3 protein-coding genes are annotated in these 2,730 nt (G+C 46.1%); all 3 read left to right on the top strand.

Going from position 1 to position 2,730, the window contains the following annotated elements; all coding sequences use genetic code 11:
• Positions 1-299: carbohydrate ABC transporter permease (locus tag AC1DUA_RS32715; RefSeq protein ID WP_477503704.1), on the top strand; the 299-nt coding region annotated here is incomplete at its 5' end.
• On the top strand, positions 296-1,138 hold the full coding sequence (locus tag AC1DUA_RS32710) for a carbohydrate ABC transporter permease (protein WP_477503703.1): 843 nt from the start codon (positions 296-298) through the stop codon (positions 1,136-1,138). The genes AC1DUA_RS32715 and AC1DUA_RS32710, both read left to right, overlap by 4 nt.
• 106 nt (positions 1,139-1,244) lie before the next feature.
• On the top strand, positions 1,245-2,730 hold a 1,486-nt coding region (locus AC1DUA_RS32705; RefSeq protein ID WP_477503702.1), incomplete at its 3' end, for a cache domain-containing sensor histidine kinase.

Raw genomic sequence — 2,730 nt, 5'->3', positions numbered from 1 at the left:
AAATTACACTTCCGATGCTGTCACCGACTTTATACTTTAATCTGATTATGGGTGTTATTAGCGCGTTTCAAATGTTCACCTCAGCTTACGTCATTACAAATGGCGGTCCGATGAACTCGACTTATGTCTATGCCATGTACTTATACGAAAGGGCCTTCAGCCGTTACCAATTGGGGTACTCTTCAGCGCTGGCCTGGATTATGCTTATCATGATTGTTATCGTGGCGGCTATTATCGCAGGAACCTCCAAATACTGGGTATTTTATGAAGCCGATACGGGAGGTAAAAAGAGTAAATGACGATCAAATGGAGTCAAGCTGTCCGTCACCTATTCATGATTGCCTTCAGTTTATTGATGGCATATCCAGTCCTTTGGTGGATCGGCGCATCACTCAAATCCAATAGTGAGTTGAGTTCACCGAACCTATTTCCTTCATCACCGCAATGGAGCAATTTTGTAAAAGGCTGGAATTCAGTTCCGGGGCATTCGTTCACCGACTTTTATCTCAACACGTTCGGATTAGAAATTGCCGTTCTTGCTGTAACTTTGATCTCCTGCACGCTTGTTGCATTCGGTTTCGGAAGACTGAATTTCCCGCTCAAAACCTTCTGGTTCTCACTGCTCATGGTCACGCTGATGCTTCCAGGGCAAGTGCTTATTATTCCGCAGTATGCGATGTTCCATCAATTGGGATGGGTGAACACGTACTTGCCGTTTATTGTGCCTCATTTGCTCGCTAGCGGTGCGGGTGGAACGTTTTTCGTCTTCTTGCTCATTCAATTCGTACGTGGAATTCCCAAGGAACTGGATGAATCGGCGAAAATAGACGGTTGCTCTTGGTTCGGTATTTACTGGCGAATTGTGATGCCACTTACGAAACCGGCGATTGTTACGGTCATGATTTTCTGTTTCCTTTGGAACTGGGATGATTTCTTGGGGCATTTGCTCTATATTAACTCCGTTGATAAGTACACCGTCGGTTTGGCTCTCCGGATGATTAATGATTCTCAGTCCGGTCAGGAGTGGGGGCAGCTGCTGGCGATGTCGCTTGTATCGATTGTTCCTGCGACACTTGTCTTCATGTTCCTGCAGAAGTACTTTGTTGAAGGGATTGCAACGACGGGCATTAAAGGATAAGATGAGAAACAAATAAGTGATCCATAGAACGGTAAAGCGACGAAGGAGTTTCGTTGTTTTACCGTTTCTTTCGCCTAATCGGATATTTAATGGGAGCGAAGACCGCATGACGAATCCTTTCAAAAAGTTTAGAATCGATCATCTGTTTTTCCGCAGCTTTGCTGGATTTATTATTGTTGTATTGGCTTGCAGCGTATGGGCGAGTTATAGCATTTCATCCGGAGAGATTGCTCAAACGACGTTTCAATATCAGCAAAAGTTGCTTGATGAGCTGAATAACGAGATCACGACAAGGCTTGTTACTATTGAACAAATCTCTCTATCTACGTCGCGCGACAACGAACTCATCACCTTCCTCGTAAATAAGCAGGATGAATTCGACCGCTATCGGCGATCTATGAGCGTTGAGAAAGCACTCGCCAATCTGACGTACTCGATCCCGCTCATCCAAGGGATTGATTTGTATATGAACCGACCGCTAGAAGGTGATGCTAAAAGCTATATTCAGTTTCGGGATATGGCGGATTTGAACAAGCAGTCTTGGTCTGAGCTGTTGACAGGGAATGATTTTACATGGTCGATCGAGCATTTAATTCCAAGTTTCCAAGGGGACGTGCCTGTTCTGAGTTTTGCCAGAAAAATCATGTATGACGACAAATATTTAGGTGTATTGGTCATTCACGTGAAGGCAGATCAGATTAGAAGCTTGCTGGCGGGGCATTCTTCGGAAACGAATCGGATCATGATTGATTCACGGGGAGAGCAGTTTCTGAAGATTGGCGAGATCCCCGATCATAACGAGTTGTCCAAATGGATGGAAAGCGGTGTGAAGCAGAAGCAGTCTGGCTTTGTGCGCACCAAGGGCAGCAGCGAAGCGGGCGATTCCCTCTTGGTTTACTCGAAGCTGCTCGACTCCACCTGGACGTTGGTTGAAATCACGCCGTGGAAGCAAATAACCGCAGGCAGTATCAGGTTGGCTGAAGTCATCGGCATTATTGGTATTGCTGCTGTCTTGCTCACGCTGATTCTAACGCACTTTTTGAGTCGTCAGTTCACGAAGCCGATTAAGAAACTAGTGAGCGCAATGGGCGTCTATTCCGTAGGCGGTAATAATGTGGAACTYCCAGTCGACTATCAAAATGAATTCGGTTATTTGTTCGCCGGATACCGCAAACAGAATGAACGAATCGAGGAGTTATATCTCTCTTTGCAGCGCAGATATGAACAGCAGCGCAAGGCGGAAATTGAAGCGCTGCAGGCGAATATTAACCCGCATTTCCTCTACAACACGCTGGATCAGCTGAATTGGATGGCTATTGAAGCGGGGCAGGATGAGATTAGCCGTATTTTGGAGCTAATGGGACGTATGTTTCGGATTGGCCTCTCGAATGGGGATAGCTTCATTACCATCGGCGAGGAGCTTATGCATATCGAGTGTTATTTGGAAATTCAACAGCTGAGATGGCGAACAGGTCTGGAGTACGGTATCGAGGCGTCCCCGGACATCCGCAAGCTATTCATCCCGAAGCTAACACTTCAGCCATTTGTAGAAAATGCAATTGTTCATGGCTTTAACTCGCGCAGTCAAGGTC

Source organism: Paenibacillus sp. 01T422, assembly GCF_056398785.1.
The sequence above is the reverse complement of the archived record's forward strand: the minus strand, read 5'-3'. Positions and strand labels throughout refer to the sequence as shown.